Below are 19,592 nucleotides of genomic sequence, written 5' to 3'. Positions count from 1 at the left end.
CGTTAAAGGAACACATCCAGACGGAAATAAATCGGTGCTTCCCGTTCACTCAGGGCTTCGGGCCGCTCGAGGGAATGGGCGAAGGTCACGCTGGCGGCCAGGTTCCTGCCGCGGGCGAAGAATTCGATCGAGTCGCTGGAGACCCGGCCATGCTGCTCGGCGTTGTAGCGGTCGTTGCGGATCGCGCCGAAGTCATAACCCAGGCCCGTGCCGTACTCGGCGAACACCGGGCGCAGCCAGTCCCAGCCCACCGGGCGAGTCCAACGCAGGTCGTTGCGCCAGTAGTAGCCGCTGTCGCCGTTGAGGCTCTGGTCCTTGTAGCCGCGGATCGAGGACTGGCTGCCCAGGCTCATGCGCTGTGAGCTGAACAGCAGGTCCTCGCTGCGCTGGCCGGTGACCAGGCTGCTGAACACCAGGGATTCGTCCCACAGCTTGAACGGCTGCAGGTAGCTGGCGGTGGCGCTGTACTTGCGGTAGCGGGCGTTGGCCTGGCGATTGCCGAAACGGTCGCGCTCATGCTGGCGCTGGGCATCGAAGGCGCCGATGCCGTCCTGCAGCCCCAGGTCGAGGTTGAGAAAGCCGCTGCCGAGGCGCCGGCCGTGGTTGATGCCCAGCTGCGCTTCGCTGAGGCGGTTGCTGCTGTTGCTGAGCTTGCTGTCTTCGATGTAGTTGTTGGTGCGCAGGTAGCTCAGGCCGCTGTTCAGCGAGGTTTTGCTCAGGGCGTCGCGATGGATCACCCGCTCCAGGCGCAACTGGTGGTTCTGGCTGTCGCCGGTCTGCTTGAAGTTGAAGCCCTGGCCCTGGGCCAGGGAGCGGTATTCGCTCTGGCTGTAGCTGTAGCTGAGGTTCCACCAGCCAAACGGCAGGTTGTAATAGAGCATGGCGTTGCGCGAGGTCTTCTGGTGGTCGCTGATGGCGTCGTGGCCGCCGCGCAGCACCAACTGGTCGGCCAAGCCCAGGGGGCTGTCCCATTCGAACGAGCTGCCCCACTGCTGCTCGCCGGTGCTCTTCTGCCCGTCGTTGCTGCGGGACAAACCGACGCGCCAGGGCTTTTGCGGGCTGTTCTTGACCAGCACCTGGCTGCCGCCCACGGCCTGGCCCGGGGCCAGTTCCATCTGCGCCTGGTTCGATGGCAAGCGGTTGAGCTGGTCGACCATCTGCTCGATCTGCCGCAGGTTGAGCAGCTCACCGCTGCTGCCGGGAAAGGCCATGTTCAATTCGCGAGCGCTGAGCTTGCTGTCATCGGCGGCCTTGAGCCCTTCGAGCTTGCCTTCCACCACCAGCACCTGCAGGTGGCCGCTGGACAGGTCCTGTTGCGGCAGGTAGGCGCGGCTGGTGACCAGGCCCTTCTCGAGGTAGCGGTCGGTGATGACCTTGAGCAATTCGTTGAGCTGGGCCACCCCCAGGCACTGGCCGATGTAGGGCTTGAGCAGGCTCTCACGCTCGCTGGCGGACAGCGAATCGGCGCCCTTGAGCTGGATGTCCTTGATCGGGAAGCAGCGGCTGTCGGTCGGGGCCGTGGGCGCCACCGGTGCAGCGCTCTTGCCGGGCAGCTCCTTGAGTTCCTCGAGACGGCGCTGCTGCTCTTGCAGCAAGCGGTTCTGCCGGTCGCGGATCAGGTCCTGGTCACCGGGGTTGAAGGCCGGGCCGGGCAGTGGGGCGGCAGAGGCAGGGAGCAGTGAGCTGGCCAACCACAGGAGGCAAGACAGCACGCCATACGACCTCGTCCCGAGGTTGGAGAGAGACATAATTCGGTCCTTCGAAATACAGCTACAACATCAAATTCGAGTCGCGATGCTAATTAGCCACTATCCTGGCGTCAAACGGGTGACCAACAAGAAAGCCTTCGTAAAAACATCGAAAGAAAGAATGAATTTGAATATTCATTCGAAAGTAAATCTGGGCCACGCCAATAAAATCTTGTAAATCAATCCCTTGAATAAACAAGAACACTCAACGTGCCCTTGCTGCGCCTTCCAGGCCCAGCAATGGCGGGGAAACCAGGGGCATATCGAGGCAGGACGTTCAAATCCAGGCTTGACCCAGACAATTAAACCAAACCAAAACAGTAGGTTATAAGGTATATAGCAATTAATTATTAAATGCAGGCAGCCATGGAATATCACCATGAAGCAAAAGGCATGATTTCTTATAAAAGGTCGAAAGACAAAGTTAACTTATTGATAAATATATAGTTTTAAAAACAATAAAAACCTCGAAACTTTTCTCTCAGATAAAACAGACGAACGGCATATAACAAAAAGGCCTGGACGTCAGGTCCAGGCCTCTGTGCAAACTTTCAGCACGTCCTTGTCAGGCAAGATCCTGCTGAACCTTGCCACTTCCTTAGCTCATGGCTTATCCCCGTCCCCTGCGCCTTCTTCACGCAGGTGAATCACCCGGGCAGGTGGCTCCACCACCAATGGCGGATGCTGCTGGTCTTCGGGAAGGATGCGGTAGAACTGTGTGGTGACATGACTGATCCCACCCTCTTCATCGTTGTGCACGATCATGGTCCCCGGCTGGCGCATCTGGGCGAAGGTCGCGTCGTTGAGCTTGAAGGTTTCAGTCAGGCGCTGGTCATCCACCACCGGTGCCGGCAGGCGCGGTGGGTACTTCTTGTTGCGCCGCTGACGATAGCGGGCCCAGGAAATCAACAGCACCGCGTTGAGCAACGCGACCCAGGCATAGAACTGCAAGGTGGTCAGGGCGTCGAGCATGCCGGCTTCGATGCGCGGCCCCTGATGGCTGTCCAGCAAGGGGATCAGCCCGCGAATGAGCAGGTACAACAACCCCACCCAGGCCAGCACCGTGAGAACAACGTCGACCACTACCATGAACGGACGCTGGCGGGTTCGGATGATTTTCATCAGCGCACCTCCTCTTCGTCATCGATGGGCTTGATGCCACGGTCCGGGCTGACCCAGCGCGCGCGCTTCTGATGCTCGCCAAACAACACCCTGGGGAAACTCACCAGGGTGGTGAACAGGCTGATGAACCAGAACACCAGGGGGTACCAGACCACCCAGAACATGGTTTTCCACAGGTCCTTTTCATAACGGCGATCGATCATGATGCTCACCGCGAACTGCGTCAGGCAGACCATGGCCAGCACCAGCCCGGTGAAGGCCGGCGGGACGATGGTGTGCACCGCGATGGCCTCGGGCATGACGATGAATTTGCCCAGGGCCCAGAAAATCACCGACAGCAGAAAGGTGAAGGCCCAGCCAGTGGACAGGCAGTAGTCGAACAGCAGGGTCCACAGGTAACGGTGCCGCCATTCCCAGATCCCGCGGATGTTCTTGAACAGCACCTCGGCACCGCCCTGGGCCCAGCGCAAGCGCTGCTTCCACAGGCCGCGCAGGGTTTCGGGCATGAGGATCCAGCACAGGGCCCGGGGTTCGAAGAACACGTACCAGTGATCCAGCTGCAGTTTCCAGCTGATGTCGATGTCCTCGGTGATCATGTCCGGGCTCCAGTAGCCCACCCGGTGCAAGGCTGTGCGGCGAAAGGCGACGATCACCCCGGAGACGGTGAAGACCTTGCCGAACACCCGCTGGGTGCGCTTGATCAGGCCGATGATCGACGAGAACTCGCCCACCTGGACCCGGCCCACCAGGGTCGAGCGGGTACGGATCCGCGGGTTGCCGGTCACCGCACCGAGGCGCGGATTGTCCAGCATCGGCGCCACCAGGTAGGCCGCGGTGTGGGGCGCCAGCAGCGCATCACCGTCGATGCACACCAGGTATTCACTGCGCGCCGCCACTGCACCCATGCGCAGGGCCACGGCCTTGCCCTGGTTCTGCGCCAGGTGCAGCACCCGCAGGCGCGGGTCCTGGGCGGCCAGCAGGTCGAGGACCTGGGCGGTGTTGTCCTTGGAGCCATCGTTGATGGCGATCACTTCGATGTTCGGGTAGTGCTGGGCCAGGGCCGCGTGAATGGTGTCGGCGACGTTGTCCCCTTCGTTGTAGCAAGGGATGAGAATGCTGATCAGCGGTTCACCGGCCAGTGGTGGTGGCAGGGTGTCGTCGTTCCAGGGCCAGTGCCGCTCCCAGTGCAGCCAGTAATACAGGCCGCCGGCGATCCACAGCGCCGACATGAACAACGGGTAATAGAAGACGAAGTCCATGAGGAATTCGCCGGTCAGCACAAAGATCAGGCCCAGGGGCACGCCAAGAACCAGGGCCAGCACCACCAGGGCAAAGATACGGTCCATCATGATTCAAGGGCTCCATTTGTTGGAGAGTGCGGGCCGCAGGGTTTTCAGGTCCGGAAGGTTGTCGAGGAAGTTGTCCGGGTAGTAGCCAAAGTTGGTCGCACCCTGACGCTTGAGCCGGCCCATCCAGTCGGCCATCTGTTCGGCGGACAGGTCACTGGCCGGTTGCTGCGTCCAATCCCGGGCCTGAAGCTCGAACACCGTGCGCTGCAAGGCACCGGGCCGGCTCCGTACCTGGTCCACCAGCGCCTCCAGCCAGGGCCCGGAGGCCCGCGGGCTCTGCCCTTCCATCAGCGGCATGGCCATGGGAGCGGTCCAGTCGTAGCTGACCAGGAAGTCGTCGAGGTTCTGGGCGAACCAGGCCTCACTCTGGGGATTGATGATCGGCTCAGCGAACAGGTTGCGTGCGGTCTGCACCTGAGGCCCGCGAATCGCCCGGACCTTGGCGGTCAGTTCGTGGGTGAAGTCGATCAGGTAGCGGCTCTTGAAACGGGTCCAGCGCTGCAGGGTGGCCGGATCATCGCGCAGGCCGGCGATGTTCGCCGGCAGGCCCTGGGCAGCGTAGGCGCGCAGTGCTTCAGGGCTGGCGTCTTCGAAATCCGAAAGCACGGCGTCGTCGTGGAACAGGATGCCGTCCACCGAGGTCAGGCGGGCCAGGTCTTCGTACAGGTCGCCAATCAGGCGCCGTACCTGCGGGTCGAAGGGCGATAGCCGCTGATACTGTTTCGGGTCGATGGCGGTCTGGCCGGTGGCCGGATCCCAACGGGTGACCCGTGGCAGTCGCGGATCCAGGGCGAAGCTGAGCACCGGCATCCAGGCATAGACCTTGACGTGGGCCCGAGTGCGCAATTGCCAGGCGACCCGGTCGAACAGGTCGGCACGCACCGGCAGGTGGCGGTTGGGGAAGTACAGCGACTGCACCAGGCCATCGCCCTTCGGATCGGCAAAGGCCTGCAGGAACACGGTATTGGCCCCCAGATCGGCCATGCGCTGCACCAGCTTGCCGAGGTTGATCTCCTGCTGCTTGGGATCCGGGTCGTAGACGTTGTCCAGGTCCACATGCACCACACGCATGGGGGCCGCGGTCTCGGCCCCGACGATGCTGTTGGAGAAGTGCATGCCGTCCGGATCGGAGACCACCAGGAAGCGCGGGCTGCTCATCAGGTTGTCGAGGCTGTCGAGGCCGTCATCGAGGGTCAGGGCCATCTTGTAACCCTGGCTGTCGACCACTTGCAGGGTCGAACCATCGGCGGTGCCGTAGGGCCAGACCCAGACCCGCGGGCGATAGCCGGCCACCGCCAGGATCTTGTCCGAGATGGTACTCACGTCCTGGCGCATCCGCGCCTGGAAGTCCGCCTCGCTTTCATAGCGGCCGGTGGCGGCGTCATAGCGCCGAGTCGCCGCCGCCGGCTGCAGGTTGCCTTGGGGGTTGGCGAGGATGCCCAGGTGGCTGCGATCGGTGTGGGCGGCAATTTCCACCAGCCCGGAATGCGCCACTTCACGCACCTGTGCCCAGGTCAGGAACTGGGAACGGGGCCGCAGTTCACCGGCAAAGTTCACCGGCTGGTCGGCCGGGGTATCGATCCAGGTGCCCACTGGCGCCAGCAGCGCATGCCAACGATAGCTGCGCAGCACCGGCATCACCCGGGTGTAGAAGCTTGAATAGCCGTCGTCGAAACTCAGCAGGATGGCCTTGGCCGGCAGCTCCGGGCCGCCGTTGCGGGCCGCCAGGATCTGGTCCACCGTCACCGGCTGGTAACCGTTCTCTCGCAGCCAGGCCAATTGCTGGATCATCCGCTCGGTACGCACCGCCACCACCCGCTGATCCGGGTCGCGGTCCTCGATGTCGTGGTAGGCGATGCCCAGTACATGGTTCTTCGGCCACGGCGCTTCAGGGTTCGGCAGCGGCCGCTGCGCCGGCGTGACGAAGTCCGCCGCGGGCTGGGAACAGGCGCTGAGCAGCAGCACGCCCAGCAGGAGGATGCAACGGTTGATCAGGCGCATCGTCACACTCTTCTCTAGAAGCGGTAGGTAAGGTCGACGGCCAGGCGCAGATCGGTTTCCCGATCGCCGTCGTAAGGTCGGTTGATCACGCTCAGCACGGCTCCGATATCGAACACGTCATTCCAGCTGTAGCGCTGGCCGTAGCTGAGCAGGCCGATGCCGCCGGTGGAGTAGTCGCGCTGGGTGTAGGTACCGGCGCCGACCTGGAATTGCTGGCTCCAGGAGGTTTCGTAGCGGTGATAGAGCACGTGGTTGACGCTGACCGTCGGCAGGACGCTGAAGTCCGACTTGGGGTTGAAGTAGGGCGTGTCATCCAGGGTGTTGTGACTGGCGCCCACTTCCAGGCCCAGATCGACCTGGACCTCGGGCGAGCGGTAAACCCCTTCACGCCCCGTGAGCAGCGCTTCGAAGCGGTTGTTGCCATCGCTGAAATGCGAGGGGCTCATGGACAGCTTCCATTCCCGGCTTTCATTGGCGCGCCAGCGCAGGAAGGCGCTGCCGCCGTTGGCGCTGATGTCGCTGTTGAGGGCCCGCAGCGGAGTAGTGGCGGAGAGGTAGTCGAGGCTGCCGCCGTATTGCCAGTGGTCGTCGATGTCCCGGGCCATGGACACCCGGGCGCCCATCTTGTCGCCGAAACCGTAGGAATGGTTGGAGACTTCCGCTTCCAGGGTCATGTCACGGGTGCGCCGCTCCACCCCCAGCACCTGCCAACGGTGATGACCGGTACCTTCCTGGAAATCGCCGGTGGCGTAGCCGGCACCGCCAAACACCCGCCAGTCTTCGTCGATGGGCGGGCTGTAGAGCCGGGTCTCAATGCCAAAGTCGCGGCTCCCGGCCACGGCCCCGGCGCCATTGCTGCCACCGCCGTAACTCTTGCCGCCATAGGTCGAAACGCGCAGCTCGGCCATGTCGTGCACTTCACGCTCGCGGGCCAGGCGCTGCACCGAGCGGTTCTCCGGAAAACGCGCGACCACGTCGTCGGTCAAGGCGTCCAGTTGCCGCCATTCCTGCAGGTCCTGGGCGGTATGCCCCTGGGCCACTTCCAGGCCGATATCCCGCGGCGCCACGCTTTCGGTTTCCTTGAGCAGGTTTTCCGCACGACGCGGCCAGTCCCGGGCCAGGTACAGGTTGGCCTGGGCCAGGCGCACGCTGACGTCGCCCGGGGCCTTGCTCACCAGGTCCTCCAGGCGCTGCTCGCTGTCGGGCAGATTGTTGCCGTAGGTGCCGGCCTGGGCCGCCAACAGTTGTGCATCCAGCCAGTCGTCGTTGGGATCGCCAACCGTCTGGCCGGTGAGCTGAATGCGCTGGGGTTCGCTGTTGGCCAGGTCATTGGCGACTTTCTGGGCCGCTTCGGGCTGCTCGCTTTCCAGCAGCGCGTAGTACAGCGCCGTGGTGTCTTCGACCCGGTTGCCACGGTCGGCGTCCGGCGCGCTGAGCACCCGGCGATAGAGGTCGGCAGCGGCTTCCGGCTGACGCTGATCCAGGTAGGCCGAAGCCACCCAGCGCAGGGCATAGGTGGGGATGGCCACGCCGGCAGCAGTCAATTGCTCGTACTCGCTGAGCACTTCTGCGGTGCGCGCCCGGGACTTGAGGGCGCCCATGCGGTCGATGCGCCAGCGGGTCAGGTCTTCCTGGGTCTGGGGATCCTTGCTCCAGGCGGCAAACAGCGCGTCGTAGTCGGCCAGGGCACGATCGGCCACCACAAAGCGTTCCTTTTCACTGCGGCTGGCCAGTTCCGACAGGCGCACCCGTTCGGCCGCCAGGTCAGCCTGAATCCGCCGCTGGATGACCGGGTCGATCAGCCCCGGATGCTTGAGGGCCAGGCGCAGGGCCGGCTCCGGCAAACGGGCCCGCTGCAGGGCGTAGATGTATTCACGGATCACCTCGGGCTTGTCGCCGGCGCGGAGCAAGGCCTGGTCGTACTCGACCAGGGCGTCGTAAGGCAGGTTGGCGCGGGTCAGCGCGTAGCCCAGGGCCAGGCGCCGCGACGGGTCGTCAGGCTTGGCCGCCACCAGGGCCCGGGCTCGGGCCACCGCTTCTGCTGGCTGGCCGGCATCGGCCTGGGTCAGGGCCAGGCCCAGTTGCAGGTCGGGGTTCTGCGGATCGCGCTCCAGCGCCTGGCGATAGAGCCGGGTGGCGTTGTCCCACTGCTTGAGGTTGCGATAAGCCCGGGCCGTGGCCGTCAATGCCTGCACCGGCAGCACACGGTTACGCCCCTGGGTTTCATAGACCTTGACCACTTCGGCGTCGAGTCCGGCCCAACTGGCGATCTGCAAGTGATCACTGACCAACCCGTTGTTCAGAGCACTGGCCGGGACCTGGCGCAGATGTGTCAGCGCCGGGGCATAGCTGCCGGCCCGGGCCTGGATGATCAGTTGGTCATAGGCCGCATCGGCGCAGGCGAGCCCAGGCCAGAGCAGTTGGCTGCACAGCGCCAGGCGAAACAGCGGACGTAGACCACAACGGCGAGCGGGATGAGCAGTGCGTGGCATTTCTTCAGCATCCTTACGTAGCAAGCCGGAGCTCTGCGCACTCCCCTGCCCTGCAAGGCGTCGGGAAGCGGGAACAAACAATCCGGCAAAGCTTTCCCGGAGAATTCTTCCACGAAGGTTAGTCGAGAATTGCAAACGCCATAATTATTCAGAATCAGCGCTTCAAGCCACGCGGCGGCCCTTCAGGGCTCGCCAATGGCGCCAAAATCAGACCATAAACACCAGACAGCACGACGCCCGGCCTGTGCCAATGCACAGCGCCGGGCGTCGGGAGGCAACGTCGAAGGTCGCCCAGGGCGACCCGCGCAGGCTTACTGCAGGGCGCCAGCGCCCCCCAGTTTGCTCATGACAAAACCAACGAACTGTTCAACGGTCATTTTCTGGCCGTTGAAATTCACTTCATTGTTGGCGTAGTGCAGGGACGACACCACGTCACTGCCTTCCAGCTTCGCCAACTGGGTGGCCAGGGCCATGGCGCTGAGCATTTCTGCGGTAGCGGCACTTTGCTCGGCGATCAGCTTGGCATCGGTCTGGCCTTCGGCCTGGGCCTGCATCGCTGCGATGTCCGCCACCATCGGCTTGGACAGCGACAGCTTGGCATCCAGCTGGCTGATCAGTTGCTTGCCCAGCTCGGCCGGTGGCAGTTCCAGGTTCTGCGGCTTGGTCAGGTCCAGGCTCAGGCTGAAGCGGCTTTCACCGCTACCGGTCTTGAGCGCCAGGCTTTCCAGGGCGATCTGCGGCTTGGCTTCCAGGACCTTGTTCACCGCGGCACGTACCTTGACCTGCTCGGCGTCGGTCATTTGCAGTTCCGGCGCGGGCTCGCCCTCGGCAGTGGCCTCGGTGGCCGCCTTCTGATACGGCTGCAACACAGTCTGGTAGACCTGCATCAGGTCGAGCATGCCCTGGCTGTCGAGGTTCTTCATGCTCCAGAGCATTTCGGCCGAGCCAACCTTCTTGTCGTCGAAGGCAATCTCGCCCACCCGGTAGTCCGCGCGACCGGCCACGGTACTGCCGGTTTCTTCACTGCTGGTCTTCTGTTCGAAGTTCTTCAGGGTCAGCACCGACTGCTTGTCGCCGAAGGTGGCCTTGAGGCCGCTGAGTTCCAGGGTGTTCTGGCCCAGGTAGTAGTCGAAGCTGCTCTTCTGCAGATTGCTGGCCAGGGTCAGGCCGTTGATCTCCAACTTGAGCGGGGCCTTGTCCGGCGAGCTGAGGAACAGGCTCAGGCTGTCCATGTAGCCGTCGACCTTGGCCTTGCGGCGGTTTTCGCTAACGCTGAAAGTGGCGTTCAGGCCGGAGAACTTGAGGTTGTTCTGCTCATCCAGGGCCAGTTCCATCGGCGTGAAATCCAGGGTGCCCTCGGCGGACAGGTCGTAGCCGACATTGACCACGCCCTTGAACGGGGCAACGCCCTTGGTGGCAGCAAACCATTTGTCGGTCTGCGAATTATTCTCCAGCTCGTAATGGCTGGAAGCCATGACTGGCAGCCACTTGAAGCGGATCAACCGCGAGAAGGGCAGCGGACCGTGCTCGATGTGGTCGGCGATCATCAACTCCAGGTCACCGCGGAACACATCACCGTGGCCCGTGAAGCGATAGCGGGCATTGCTGCTCAGCAGGCCGCGATCCAGGGACACCAGCTCCAGCGTGGCCGTGGCGTCGTAGCCGAGCAGCGCTGCCTGCAGTTCCTTGTTGCTCTCGACGATCTGCTGCTGCAGAACCCCTTCCAGCTTGGAGCCGGTGTACCAGGCACCGCCGACACTGATGGCACCTACCGCGACGACGATTCCTAACAGTACGCCTGCTGACTTATTCATGTATGACCCGATCAATATCCGTTGTTTGAAGGTGTGGTCGTCTTCCCTGAACCCATGACGGGTCGCGGCTCGACTCCGCGTAAAACGGGCGAAGATTACCACTGGCAACCGGATCGGGCCCAATGTTTGAATGTAAAAAAACAAGCCGCCGCAAGCATCAAGCATCTAGCTTGCGGCTTGCGGCTTGCGGCTTGCGGCTTGGAGCTTAGGCGTATTCGAGCTCCAGGGCGTCGAGCTGGTGGTCGAAGCTCTTGAGCCGGGCGCTCCAGGTGTACACCAGCACTTCGAAATCCCGGTCGATCACCGTGCTGTTGCCACGGGACTCGCCACGGGGATCGCAAAAGTCCAGCTGATAGCGCTCCCGGGCCATGGCGGTGGCCACATCCGACAGCTCACGGGCATTGTTCAACCAGTGACGCCCGTCATCGGCCTGTTTATCGAGCAGCATGCACTGCTTCTTCAGGGCTTCCAGGCTCTTCTCCAGCGGGGTGCCGGTGAGTTCGCCCATGACTTCGGCGAAGGTTCGCCCCGGTTGCCAGTAGCTGCCCCAGAAGTAACGGTCGAATACGGTCTCGACCCGGCGCAGGGCCACCTTGGTGTCCCAGATGACCACCAGGGTCTTGCTTTGCTCGAGTTGTCTTTTCTTGATTTTCTGGCCCTGAAACGAGGCCCAGGCCACCACGCCGATGGCCATCACTGCAATCAGCGCACTGGCGCTGTCGAGGAACACCAGGGCCTTGTCGATCTGGTGGGCCAGCATGATGCCGTAGAAGTAAGTGGCAGACAGCAGCACCAGGGCGCAGAGCGCGCACCAGAAGCCCGGAGCATAAGGGTTTTTCATTATTGGAATCCCCATGACCATCGCATGCTTTGAGCGCTGGAAGGCGCGTTGCACGCAGCGCCTTGCCAACTGATCAAAGCATAGCAACGGCCTCAGGGTTTCGCGTGTTGCGCCCCTTGCGTTCGTCCGCTTTCCCAACCACCGCCCAGGGCCAGGAACAGATCGATCTGGCTCATCGCCACCTGGGTATTGGCCGACGCTAGCTGCGCGCGCATATCGGTGTAGGTACGGGTGGCTTGCAGGTCCGCGAGAAATGATGCGCGCCCGGCCTGATAGAAGCGGTGGGTCTGATCCGCCGCCTGCTGCGCCGACTGCTCGGCGTCCGCCAGGGCATCGCGGCGCTGCAGTTGGGCGCTGTACTGGGCCAGGCCGGTCTGGGTTTCCCGAATGGCGTTGAGCACCACCCCGTCGAAATGTGCCAGAGCGCCCTGGCTCGTGGCCTCGGCTTCGTGGATCCGCTCGCGGGCCCCATTGGCCGGTACCGTCCAGCTGATCAGCGGGCCGAAGCCCCACCGGTTGGTGGAGGCCTTGCCGAGGTTGTCGAGGATGCCCACGGTACCGACGGTCGCGCCGATGCTGATGTCGGGATACAGGGCTCCGGTGGCAACACCAATCTCGGCCGTGGCGGCCGCCAGGCGGCGCTCGGCCTGGCGTACATCCGGCCGGCGCTTGAGCAGCGCCGCGCCGTCGCCCACCGGCAGCAGCTGGGTGATGTGCGGCAGTTCGGCGCAACCGGCAGTGCCCGCGGGCAGTTGCTCAACCGGCCTGGCCAACAGCATCGACAGGCGGAACAACGCCGATTGGCGCGCCGCCTCGTAGCGCGGCAGGTCGGCACGCAGGGACTTGAACTGGGTCTGGGAGCGAGTGACCTGGGTTTCGTCGCCACGCCCGGCATCGCGCAGGCGCTGGGTCAGCTCGGTGCTCTGGGCTTGCAGGCTCAGGGAGTGTTCGGCGATTTCGCGCTCTTCGTTGGCCGCACAAACCTGGGTGTAGGCCCGGACCACATCCGCCACCAGGGTGATGCGTGCGATATCCGCCGCGGCCTGGGTGGCGTCGGCATTGGCCTGGGCCGCCTCGATGCCCCGCGCCAGGGTGCCGAACAGGTCGAACTGATAGGAGGTGCTGATAGACAGGTTGCCAACGTTGGCCACCGGTACTTTCTCCGGCAGCAGGAAGGCTTCACCCGACTCCTGCAAGCGTTCGACGCCGGCCTTGACCCCGCCGCTCCAGCCACCGGCCGCCTGGGCTTCATCCACCTGGGCGCGGGCCCGGGACAGGTTGGCGGCTGCGACTCGCAGATCGGTGTTGGAGGCCAGGGCCTGTTGCACCAACTGGTCTAGGCGCGGGTCCCGGTACAGGCGCCACCAGTCGGCGGGCACCGGCGCCGAGACCACAGGCGCGCCCTTGGCCGTCAACTCGCCCTGCAGGTCCTGGCGTTGCAGTGCAGCGTCCTTGGGCAGCTGGTAGTCCGGCCCGACCATCTGGCAAGCCGAGAGCAGCAGGCCGAGGCCGGCCACGGCCAAACGTGCTGCGGTGCTCATCGCCCGGGCTCCTGCTTGGCCTGGTCATCGATGATGGACACCGTGGCGGTACGCCCGGCGATCATGCGGAAATCCGCCGGCACATCATCGAAGGCGATGCGCACCGGAATCCGCTGGGCCAGGCGCACCCAGCTGAAAGCCGGGTTGACGTTGGGCAGCAGGTTGGAGCCGCTGCTGCGGTCACGGTCCTCGATCCCGGCGACGATGCTTTCCACATGCCCGCGCAAGCGCGCACGGTCGCCGATCACGCGGATGTCCACGGCCTGGCCGACATGGATGCCGTCGAGCTTGGTTTCTTCGAAATAGCCATCGATATGGAAGGAGTTGCTGTCCACCACCGACAGCACCGGGCGCCCGGCGGTGACGAACTCCTGGGTGCGGGGCGCGCGGTCGTTGACGTAGCCGTCCACCGGGCTGCGAATCACCGAGCGATCGAGGTTGAGCTGGGCGCTGTCCACCGCCACCTGGGCCTCGGCCAGGGCCGACTGGGCACGGGCCACGCGGGACTGGCTTTCTTCCAACTGCTCGCGCGGCACCAGATTGCCCAGGCCGAGGTTGCGCTTGGCCTCGCGCTGGGCCTGGGCCAGGGTTTCCTGGCGGTCGGCCTGGGACGCCTTGGCCTGGCGCAGGGCCAGGCTGAAGCGGTCCTGGTCGATGCTGAACAGCACTTGGCCGCGCTTCACCAGTTGGTTGTCGCGCACTTGCACCTGCTGGATCAGCCCGGACACGTCCGGAGCGATCTGCACGATATCGGCACGGATATGCCCGTCCCGGGTCCAGGGCGCAAACATGTAGTACATCACCATGCGCCAGACCACGACGACCGCGAAGGTCACCACCAGCAACGTCAGGACCACACGGCCGATGGTCAATAAAGGTTTTTTCATGTCATCAGGTATCGACTGAGAGAGTCCACGGCGCCCAGCAGCAGAGCGTAGAGACCCACGTTGAACAACGCCCGGTGCCAGACCAGGCGATAAAAGTGCAGGCGCGTGAGCACCCCGTGCACCAGCAGGTACACGCCATAAGTGATGCCCATCAGCACCAGCAGCGTGGGCAGGAACACCCCGCTGATATCCAGATCACCGATCATAAAGGCGCTCCATCGATGCCATGGGGAAGGGGTTGTTCAAGCTCGCCGGCGCCGACGAACTCCACCCCCGGCAACAGTGCCAGGCGCAGGCCGCTGAGGGCGTGCAGCAGGTGCAGGCGGGTTTCGTCGTCGCCTTGCAGGCCCTGGCTGCTCAGGGCCCGGCGGGTCCGGTCCAGGGTCATCAGCAGGCCGCTGGGGGCCGGCAGGCGTTCACCGGCCTTGAGGCAGGCCTTGAAGTACTCGCCGACCTCGGCCACCACCTGGCGCAGCAGCGTCTGCGCGCCCCCCAAGACCCTCGGCGCGTAGGCCAGCAGATCAAGGACGTTGAGCGCCACCCGCAGTTCGCGCAGGGCGACGCCGGTGTCCTGGCCGGTCATGGCCAGGCGCGGCAGGTGCTGCATCAGGCGGTCGAGCATCTGCGCGCCCATGTGCCGGTGCTCGGCGAGGGTCGCAGGTTCGCTCAGGCCGACGATGTCGCGCCAGCTGAAATGGGTCAGGCGCTTGGCCGCCAGCTCCGAGCCGAACGGCCGCGCCACCAGGGTCCAGACGAACGCGAACAGCAAACCCACGGGCCCCGCCAGGTTGGAGTTGGCGAAGCTCAGGAAGTCCGCATCGTAGGCGCCCTGGATACTGATGAAGGATGAGGTGTTGACGATGGTCAGGAGCATGCCCAGGTAGAAGCGCGGCTGCACCGTCAGGGTACCGACGCAGATGAACGGCACCGCGAAGGCCAGCACCAGCATCGGGAAATCGTGCAGGTTGGGCAGGATCAGGAACAGGTAGAGGCTGGCGAACAGGACCGACATCGCGGTCCAGAAAAAGAACCGGTAGATCTGCGGCGCCGGATCGTCCATCGCGGCGAAGAAGCTGCAGGCCACTGCCGCCAGAATTACCGCGCTGCCGCCATCGGTCCAGCCCAGGAGAATCCACAGCACCGAAGCGACGATGATGGCGAGGACCGTCGAACCCGCCGAGTACAGCATCAGCCCGCGGTCGAGAAATGGCGTCAGGCGGCCCAGGCGCCAGTGGCGATAGACGGCGCGCCAGGGAGCCTGGCTTTCGCACTGGATGGCCTGCTGCAGGCTGCGGCAATCCTGCCACAGGTCGATCCACTCACCGAGGCGATACAGGGCATTGGAAAGCAGCAGCTGGTGCCGGTCATCCAGGGCCTCGGGGCTCGGCTGCAGGGCATCGAGTTCACTGCGCAGGGCCTGCCAGCGTTGTACCGACGCGTCCTGGGCGGTGCCTTGCAACCACTCGTCGGCCTTGGCCAAAAGAGGCGCAAAGCGCTCCACCAGTTCCGGGGTGCGCCGCTCCAGGGCGTACAGCGCATCGTCCAGGGCGTCCACCACCGGCAGCAGGTGGATCATCCGCCCGCGCAACTCCTTGGTGTTGCGCACCGTTTGCGGGCGGGCGCCTTCGTGGGGCAACTGGCCGATCATCAATTCCAGGGTATTGAACGTGGCGACCATGGAACCGCGCAGGGCGCTGATCTCTTCGGGCTGCACCTCGCGGCGCAGAAAACGCCGGCTATAGGTGGCGGCATCGTCGAACCATTTGCCCGCCGAATCGACGAACACCGGGGCCAGTCGCCGGGGCCAGAACATGCTGCCGATCACCGCCGCACAAATGATCCCGAGGAAGATTTCCTCGGTCCGCGCCTCGGCCACGTCCCACACCGCCAGGGGGTTGTCCACCACCGGCAGGGCGATCAGCGGCAGGGTGTAGCCGGCCAGCATCAACGCGTAGTTGTTGGCAGTGCGCAGGTGCATGGACAGGAACAGCAGGATCCCGGTCCACAGGGCAATGATCACCACCAGCAGATAGGGGCTCTGCACGAACATCGGCACGAACAACACTGCCGCAGCGGCACCGAGAAGGGTCCCGACCGCGCGATACAGGGCCTTGGAGCTGGTGGGGCCGACAAACGGACTGGAGACGATGTACACCGTGGCCATCGCCCAATAGGGGCGGGGCATCTGCATCAGCATGGCGATGTACAGCGCGATCATCGAGGCGGCGAAGGTACGTACGCCGTAGAACCAATCGCGCGCGGGGGGCATGCCGGTGAAAAAACCTTTCAAGATGGCTGCACCGGCAGATGAGTGGCAGCCTCGAAGGCGCGGATCACCCGCAACGCCGCTTCCAGGTCGGCGCTGCCGATGCCTTCCAGCACCTCCTGGCGCAGGCGTACCAGCTCAATTTCCACGGCCTGCACCAGCTCGCGGCCGGTGTCGGTCAGGCTCAGGCACTTGGCCCGGCGATCATGGGGGTCTTCGCTGCGGCACACATAACCGGCGCTGCACAGCTGGTCCAGCAGGCGCACCAGGGATGGGCTCTCCATGCCGGCGGCCTGGGCCACCGTGACCTGGCGCACGCCCTCGCCCAGGCGCCCGATCATCAGCAGGGGCACCGCACAGGCTTCGGAAATGCCGAAATTGACCAGCGTGGTCTGGCAGATCCGCCGCCAATGCCGGGACGCGACCACCATGCCACTGCTGATGTTCATGTGGAGTGATTCAAGGGAGTTGGGCACAGGACTGTTTGCACACTGTTAGTTTGCTAACTATCAATATGTCATTGCAGGATAAATCCAGTCAAGTTTTGTAACAAATGCTTGATGAGGGAGAAGCAAAGACGCTCCGCAATCTCAGCGTTTCCTGGCCTGCCTACACAGCTGTGCGCTGGCGCTTGCCCACCGCCACCACGCAGGCCACCACAGGCTCCTCGATCAGTTGATAAACCAACCGATAGCCCGAAGCCTTCAAGCCGGCAGACGGGTTTTTCTTCAACTCGGATAGGCTGACGGCTTTGCCAGCCAGAATGCTCTGCATAAGCATGAGCTCAATTCAGGTCATGAATCTGGTCTAGATAACCTGCCCCAACAACTACAGCGCATCAGCCTCCGCGCCCTCTGCGCAACAGCACATCCAGTTGATCCACCACCTCCGCCCAGTCGGCATCGTCCAGCACTTCCGTGCGCAGAAAGTCGGCCTGGCTCTTGCTCCAGAAAAACGCATCCGCCAAGTGCAGGTCCGGCTTCAGGGGCGAGTGGGTGGCGATGAAGCGCTCGATGCTCACCGGGTCGTCGGCCAGCCCCAACTGTTTGAACAGCGCCGGCAGCGTGTGGATCGGGGCTTCCATGGTCGAACTCCTGATCAGTGAGAGACTTCGCAGACCTGGGCATGGGGCACCATCTTCAGGTACTCGGTCATGCTCATGTGCACCAGGTTGTGGTGATTGCCGGCTTCCAGGTAGATGTCCTTCTGCCGGGTCAGCAGGGGATCGATCACCACATCCAGCCCGTAGGACTCACCCAGGGCCGGCACCGCGCCGCGTTCGCAGTCGTTGAACAGGTGGGCCAGGGTGCTCTCCCGGGTAATCTGCCATTCACCACTGCCGCGCACCTTGCTCAGGTCCAGGTGGCGGCTGGCCGGCAATACCGCCATCAGGTAGTGCCCGTGGTGATCGTCGAGGATCACCGACTTGGCCACCCGCTCCGCCGGCACCCCCGCGACGCGTGCCGTCTCCAGGCTGCTGGCCGAATGGGGGTGGGTGACCAGGTCAAATTGGCAATGCGCCAGTTCCAGGCTGCGTTGCACGGTTCTTGCCATACGCATGATGCACCTCAAAGTCCCACAGAGAGGGACAGGACTGTGACTCCCTGGTGCAAGTCTAGGTCGCATGCCGACCGCTGCCGGACAAAGTTCCCAACGGCATGCAACCCTGCGCCACCGCTCGGCCAACGGTCCGCAACTGAGGCTGAAGCGCTTGTTGCTGCCACCCCCGAGTGGAAACGACCTGAGCGGCCAGTCCCTCCTCAAGGACAGTGCACCCCGCTGAGCTGGCCGGCGCTGGGAGAGCCGCAGAGCACAAACAGACGCGCCCGGGTACTGCCTGCTGCAAACTCGCTGACCTTGTGCCAGCTCGCCGGCACCGGGGCGAACTCCTCGGTCTGGTCGTCACTGCCCACCAGCCACACCCGGCCGCTGCCCACCGGCAATGCCGAGAGCTGGTCCAGGTAGACCTTTTCGGGCTGCTCCACCAGGGTGCCGAAGCCGTAGCTGTTGGGCCGGCTGGAAGCGCCACCGGGCAGGGGCGGGGTATAGAGCATCGGTTCAGCATCGGTACGGTTGTAGTAGAGGTAGCTCAGGTACCAGAGCATGTCGCTGATGACGATGCGATCGCCCTCGGCATAGCGCACGTTGACGTAGTCGACCATGGCGTTGATCTGGTCGTTGGGATCGACATCGATGTTGTTCTTCAGGCCGACGCCTTCGGTCCCGACAAACAGCACCAGCAGCGCCAGCGCCGCCCAGCGCGCGGGCTTGAGCCAGCGGTCGATGACGATCGCCATGATCAGTGGCAGCCCCAGGGCATAGGCGGTCAGGTAGCGCTCGATGAACACCGGCGAGGCGTAGGACACGGCAAACACCAGCAGTAACGGCAGCAGGGTGTAGCTCACCAGCAGGCGCCCAAAGCGCCCGGGGCTGTGATCCCGCCAGGCCAGCCAGGTGCAGACCAGCAGCAACAGCAGCGGCAAGCCGATGAACACCGGCCAGGGCAAGGCGTCACCTTCGTCCTGGATCAGCCACTGCCAGACCATTGCCGGCAGCGAGGCCAGGGTCACTGGCGGCTCCCAGCCCACATCACCATTAGCCTTGAGCTCATCGAGGTGCTGCAGCAGATCCAGCAGCTCCGGCAGCCAAGGCAGGAACAGCAGCACGATTGCGCTGTTGGCCAGCCACCAGTCCGGACGGGCCACCAGGCGCCTGCCGGTCCTGGCATCCTTGCCCAGCCCGGCCAGGTACAACCAGTGGGCCAGCACGCAGAAGGCGGTGAAGTAATGGGTGTAGAACCCCAGGCTCATCAGCAGCGTATAGATCAGCAAGTAACGTCGACGCCCCGGCTCACGCACCCAGTACACCAGGGCCAGGGTCGCGCCCAGCAGCAGCGCCCCCAGCAGGGCGTACATGCGCACTTCCTGGCTGTAGCGCACAGCCGTCGGCAGCAGGGCCAGCAGCACCCCCGCGAGAATCGCCGCGCGTCGGGTGGCGATCAGCCCCACCAGCCACATTCCCAGCACCACGCTGAGCATCCCGGGCAGGGCGCTGAAATGACGGACCGAGAAAATGCCATCGCCAAACAGCTCGGTCCAACCGTGCAGCAGCATGAAATACAGCGGCGGGTGGACATCATGGGCGGCGTGAAACCAGATTTGCGCCAGGGAATACTGGCTCAGCAGCAAGCTGGAGCCCTCATCACCCCAGATCGCCGCCGCCGTGAGGTCGTAATAGCGGGTAAGCGCAGCCAGCAGCAGCACCGGCAGCAACCAATACTCCAGCGCCAGCCGAACGATGCGCTGCAGCCCCTGGTCCTGGCGTGCCGGTGCCTGATCTTGCAAACGCCCGACCATTTCCGGCGTTCTACGAAATTCCATTGTTGCTCCCCGTGAGTTGCCCGTTCGCGCCGCATCCGGCCCTGCACAGAATCTGCCTTTGGCTGAAAAACCGCAAAGCCCAACCCATGCTCGGGAACCCATGCGCATGCCGCATCACAAATTGCACAATCTCAAATCGGCAGCATAGGTG

General features: G+C 63.9%; 15 protein-coding genes and 1 pseudogene. All 16 read right to left on the bottom strand.

The features are described 5' to 3' along the window. Positions 1-2: 2 nt before the first annotated feature. Entirely contained in the window at positions 3-1,748 is a 1,746-nt protein-coding gene (locus ACZ5BO_RS01910) for a ShlB/FhaC/HecB family hemolysin secretion/activation protein (protein WP_464697956.1), read from the bottom strand. 603 nt (positions 1,749-2,351) lie between these two features. Then, entirely contained in the window at positions 2,352-2,870 is a 519-nt protein-coding gene (gene pgaD, locus ACZ5BO_RS01905; RefSeq protein WP_025131718.1) for a poly-beta-1,6-N-acetyl-D-glucosamine biosynthesis protein PgaD, read from the bottom strand. Continuing rightward, the gene (gene pgaC, locus ACZ5BO_RS01900) at positions 2,870-4,219 is read right to left on the bottom strand and encodes a poly-beta-1,6-N-acetyl-D-glucosamine synthase (RefSeq protein WP_025131717.1); all 1,350 of its coding nucleotides are present in this window, start codon (positions 4,217-4,219) and stop codon (positions 2,870-2,872) included. The genes pgaD and pgaC overlap by 1 nt, the downstream gene beginning before the upstream one ends. Positions 4,220-4,222: 3 nt before the next feature. Further along, positions 4,223-6,220, bottom strand: coding sequence for a poly-beta-1,6-N-acetyl-D-glucosamine N-deacetylase PgaB (gene pgaB, locus ACZ5BO_RS01895; protein WP_025131716.1), 1,998 nt, complete (start codon positions 6,218-6,220; stop codon positions 4,223-4,225). Between the two features lie 14 nt (positions 6,221-6,234). Beyond that, entirely contained in the window at positions 6,235-8,712 is a 2,478-nt protein-coding gene (pgaA, locus tag ACZ5BO_RS01890) for a poly-beta-1,6 N-acetyl-D-glucosamine export porin PgaA (protein WP_464697953.1), read from the bottom strand. A gap of 311 nt (positions 8,713-9,023) precedes the next feature. Next, complete coding sequence (locus ACZ5BO_RS01885; protein WP_464697951.1) at positions 9,024-10,526, bottom strand: YdgA family protein; 1,503 nt, start codon at positions 10,524-10,526, stop codon at positions 9,024-9,026. Between the two features lie 205 nt (positions 10,527-10,731). Then, a complete protein-coding gene (locus tag ACZ5BO_RS01880; RefSeq protein ID WP_025131713.1) occupies positions 10,732-11,367 on the bottom strand; it encodes a hypothetical protein in 636 nt (211 codons plus the stop codon). Between the two features lie 92 nt (positions 11,368-11,459). Continuing rightward, the gene (locus ACZ5BO_RS01875) at positions 11,460-12,908 is read right to left on the bottom strand and encodes an efflux transporter outer membrane subunit (RefSeq protein WP_464697949.1); all 1,449 of its coding nucleotides are present in this window, start codon (positions 12,906-12,908) and stop codon (positions 11,460-11,462) included. Next, complete coding sequence (locus tag ACZ5BO_RS01870; RefSeq protein WP_025131711.1) at positions 12,905-13,795, bottom strand: efflux RND transporter periplasmic adaptor subunit; 891 nt, start codon at positions 13,793-13,795, stop codon at positions 12,905-12,907. The genes ACZ5BO_RS01875 and ACZ5BO_RS01870 overlap by 4 nt, the downstream gene beginning before the upstream one ends. Continuing rightward, positions 13,792-14,001, bottom strand: coding sequence for a DUF1656 domain-containing protein (locus ACZ5BO_RS01865; RefSeq protein WP_025131710.1), 210 nt, complete (start codon positions 13,999-14,001; stop codon positions 13,792-13,794). The genes ACZ5BO_RS01870 and ACZ5BO_RS01865 overlap by 4 nt, the downstream gene beginning before the upstream one ends. Then, complete coding sequence (locus ACZ5BO_RS01860) at positions 13,998-16,085, bottom strand: FUSC family protein (protein ID WP_025131709.1); 2,088 nt, start codon at positions 16,083-16,085, stop codon at positions 13,998-14,000. Before ACZ5BO_RS01860 ends, ACZ5BO_RS01865 begins: the two co-directional genes overlap by 4 nt. Then, positions 16,082-16,510 carry a MarR family winged helix-turn-helix transcriptional regulator gene (locus ACZ5BO_RS01855; protein WP_025131708.1) on the bottom strand — a complete coding sequence of 143 codons (429 nt, stop codon included), beginning with the start codon at positions 16,508-16,510 and terminating at the stop codon, positions 16,082-16,084. The genes ACZ5BO_RS01860 and ACZ5BO_RS01855 overlap by 4 nt, the downstream gene beginning before the upstream one ends. Positions 16,511-16,651: 141 nt before the next feature. After that, positions 16,652-16,769 (bottom strand): annotated as a pseudogene (locus ACZ5BO_RS01850) (type II toxin-antitoxin system mRNA interferase toxin, RelE/StbE family); the annotation flags it as partial. A 130-nt stretch (positions 16,770-16,899) separates the two neighbouring features. Continuing rightward, positions 16,900-17,145 (bottom strand): DUF2789 domain-containing protein, encoded by a 246-nt coding sequence (locus tag ACZ5BO_RS01845; protein ID WP_025131707.1) that lies wholly within the window; start codon positions 17,143-17,145, stop codon positions 16,900-16,902. A 14-nt stretch (positions 17,146-17,159) separates the two neighbouring features. Continuing rightward, positions 17,160-17,621, bottom strand: coding sequence for an aminoacyl-tRNA deacylase (locus ACZ5BO_RS01840; protein ID WP_025131706.1), 462 nt, complete (start codon positions 17,619-17,621; stop codon positions 17,160-17,162). 200 nt (positions 17,622-17,821) lie between these two features. Then, positions 17,822-19,441 carry a glycosyltransferase family 39 protein gene (locus tag ACZ5BO_RS01835; RefSeq protein WP_464697945.1) on the bottom strand — a complete coding sequence of 540 codons (1,620 nt, stop codon included), beginning with the start codon at positions 19,439-19,441 and terminating at the stop codon, positions 17,822-17,824. Between the last annotated feature and the right edge of the window lie 151 nt (positions 19,442-19,592).

The sequence above is a fragment of the Pseudomonas sp. FFPRI_1 genome, from assembly GCF_055384485.1.
The sequence above is the reverse complement of the archived record's forward strand: the minus strand, read 5'-3'. Positions and strand labels throughout refer to the sequence as shown.